At 67.7% G+C, this 1,990-nt stretch carries 2 protein-coding genes; both read left to right on the forward strand.

Annotated features, from left to right (window positions below; translation table 11 throughout):
* Positions 1-19 precede the first annotated feature (19 nt).
* Positions 20-739, forward strand: coding sequence for a tyrosine-type recombinase/integrase (locus ACTQ49_RS14855; RefSeq protein WP_441828611.1), 720 nt, complete (start codon positions 20-22; stop codon positions 737-739).
* Entirely contained in the window at positions 708-1,898 is a 1,191-nt protein-coding gene (locus ACTQ49_RS14860) for a hypothetical protein (RefSeq protein WP_441828612.1), read from the forward strand. Before ACTQ49_RS14855 ends, ACTQ49_RS14860 begins: the two co-directional genes overlap by 32 nt.
* Positions 1,899-1,990: the final 92 nt, after the last annotated feature.

Consider the following 1,990-nt stretch of genomic DNA (forward strand, 5'->3'; position numbering starts at 1 on the left):
GCGGCGGTGTCGGGGATGTATGAGTTCTTGTCCATGCGCGACCCTGATCGCGTCTCACCGATCCCGAAGGGCCGCCCATCGTCGTGGTTCGCCCCTGGTGAGCGCTCGGGGGCTGTTGGCTCACACGAAACGACGCCCCACACCCCGGTCCCGGCTGCGGCTGCGCACCCCACGCCGGCTCCCGCGGGCCTTGTCCGCTGCGGAGTGTTCTGCGCTGTTGGCCAGTCTGCACAGCAAGCGTGACCTGGCGATGGCCGGGCTGATGCTCTACTGCGGGTTGAGATCGTGTGAAGTGCTGTCGCTGACGGTCGCCGACGTCGACATCGGCGCCCGCTGGCTGACCGTTCACGGAAAGGGAGCCAAGGACCGTCGGGTCCCGTTCGACGCAGACATCGCGGCGGTGATCAACGCCTACCTGATGACCGAACGCCCCGAAACCGCCGCCGCGGAACTGTTCGTGGTCGCCAAGGGCCCGCACCGCGGACAACCGTTGACCCCGGCTGGGTTGCGCACGGTCTTCCGTTACCACCGAGACCTGACCGGGGTGATGGCTGGCGCGCCGCATGCGCTGCGCCACACCTTCGGCACCGCCTTGGCCGAGGCCGGTGTCGACCTGGCGGTGATGCAGGCCTTGTTGGGTCATGCCCATGTCGAGACCACTGCCCGCTGCATCCATCTGGCCCCCGTTCACGTGAAAGCCGAATACGATGCCGCTCGCAGCCGCGCACGCACCCACTGACACCACTACAAGCCTGCGGCCAGCCGAAACCGGCGAGGCCCTGCTGGCCGCCTACCGCGATCATCTGGCCCGCACCGGGCGGGGCAACTCGGCCTACCGGTACTGGGCGAGGGTCTTCGTCGAGCGCTGGCCCGACCCGCAGTCCTGGGCGGATGAACCGCTGGTAGTCCAACTGCAGGCAAACCCAAGTACTCGGCCGTTCATCACGTTCTTGCTGGTCACGGGCCGTTTGCGCCCGTCATGGGAGTATCTGGTCCATCGCAAGTTCTCCTCGATCTGGCGTGACGTCACCGGCACCGCGATCGGTGAGGACCTCGACGAGTTCATCATCGCGGCGCGAGCCTGTGACTACAGCGAGCAATCCGCCAGGGCGATGGCCAGCCAGGTCCTGGCGCGGGTCTTGTTCGCCACCGGCAAGCGATTGGGCGATCTGACCAACGCCGACTTCGACGCGCTCAACCTTGCTGGCCGACGGCGTGAGGAGGTCACCGGCCGCACCTGGAAGCACTATCGGGGCTGCACGACCGCGACCCGCACCGTGTTGTTCCATCACAAGATCCTCCCGGCCCCGCCGCCACCAGCGCAGAGCCGCTGGCCCTACCAGCGTCGCCTGGCCGAGGTTCCCGAGCCGATGAAGTCGCTGCTGATCGGCTATCTGGAACGCAAGGCCGTCACCTGCAAACCCTCCACGGTCTCCGGGCTGACCACCCGCCTGGCTGCGTTCGCCACCTTCGTGACCCGCATCGACGCCACCCTGACGCCGGACAGGTTGGAGCGCTGCGCCCACATCGAGGCCTGGATGAGTTCCCTGCCACAGACCATCAGCACCGCGACCCGACGGCCGCTGACCACTGCCGAACAAGCCCGCCGGATCCTGGCCGTCAGCAACTTCCTGGCCGAGATCACCGAATGGGGCTGGCCCAACGCCCCGGCCCGCAAACTCATGTTCCGCAGCGACGTTCCCCGCCTGCCGCAGCCGCTGCCCAGGTTCCTGCCACCCGACGCGGACCGGCGCCTACAACAAGCCCTCGAAGAGTCCCCGGACAGGCTCGGCGCCGACGCGCTGCTGCTGCAACGCGCCTGCGGACTACGCATCGGTGAACTGCTCGACCTCGAGCTCGATGCCGTCATCGACCTGCCGGCGCCGGGTCCTGGCTGAAAGTCCCGCTCGGCAAGCTCGAGACCGAGCGGATGGTCCCCATCGACGCCGACATACTCACCCTGCTCGACAGGATCACCACCACCCGCACC

The organism is Luteococcus sp. Sow4_B9, from assembly GCF_052116585.1.
Lineage (GTDB): Bacteria > Actinomycetota > Actinomycetes > Propionibacteriales > Propionibacteriaceae > Luteococcus.